General features: G+C 65.7%; 1 protein-coding gene. It reads right to left on the reverse strand.

Annotated features, from left to right (window positions below; genetic code table 11):
• On the reverse strand, positions 1–1,049 hold a 1,049-nt coding region (locus ABLE92_RS26100), incomplete at its 3' end, for a 13E12 repeat family protein (RefSeq protein WP_348807663.1).
• Positions 1,050–1,078: the final 29 nt, after the last annotated feature.

Below are 1,078 nucleotides of genomic sequence, written 5' to 3' on the forward strand. Positions count from 1 at the left end.
CCGCAGTGCGGGTACCGGCAGGTGCCATCCAACTCGATGATCTTCTCCCGCAACCAGGCCGGTATCCGATACGTCAACGCACCCGAGGGTGGGAGCAGATGTCCGCCGTGCCCGGTGGGGTCGATCGGTGCCGCGGGGAACGGATCGTCGAGACGACGCCACGCCGCCGGTATCCGATCCAGTGAGGTGACGGTGCTGACGCTGGGGATGTCCAGGGCGGGAAACTCGCTGACGGTGACCAGCTGTCCCGAACTGATCAACGCTCTGGCGTGAGCGTCGTCGACAACGCCGAAGTACTCCAACCGGGCTTCACGTTGCCCGGACGGGTCGGTGATCAACGACAGCGACAACTGCGAATCGGTGTTGGTCTCGGTGTCGGGTTGCGCCTCAACGGTATCCGTTGCCTCGCCCTCAGCGTCGTCGGCGGCGGCGACGTCAGCGCCCGACTGGGAATCGTCGGTCATCTCGGGATCGTCGGTCACGTCGGCGTCCGCATCGACATCGTCGGACAGATCAGTTGCGACGCCGTCGACATCGATGTCGAGATCGGTCAGACCACTCGGCTCCTCCGGCAACGGGACCGCCCGCGAACAGTCGCCCCGACCGCACTCACACGACAGCTGCGCGCCGGGCAGTCCTTGGATTTCGGCGAATGCCGCGACCTGTACCTGACCCTGGCGACGCGGATCACGCGGGCAGATCCGCTCACTGATCATCTTCGCGATCCGCGCCGCCAGGTGCGCACCCATCTCGCCCGGTGCGTAGACGGAGATACTGCAGTGCCCGTTGGTATCTCGGCGGACCCGAACGTTCTGATCACGTGCAGCGGCCTCCTCCCGGCGGTCGGCGGCACCGTCGGGATCCAGGGCGATCACCATCTCGACGACCTGATCCCGCAGGGTGGTATCGGCCTGATTGCGTTCGGCCAGTTGCAGCGCACGGGTTTCGGCGAACGCGCGGACGTCGTCGTCGGACAGGACGACGATCTCGTTGGCGATGATGCGGATACGTTCCAGGGAGTGATCACCGTCCAGGAACGCCGCAGTCACCGTCGGGAGCGTCGACAGCAGAAAGCTCA

Origin of the sequence: Gordonia oleivorans, from assembly GCF_040044975.1 — a bacterium.
Classification (GTDB): Bacteria; Actinomycetota; Actinomycetes; order Mycobacteriales; family Mycobacteriaceae; genus Gordonia; species Gordonia oleivorans.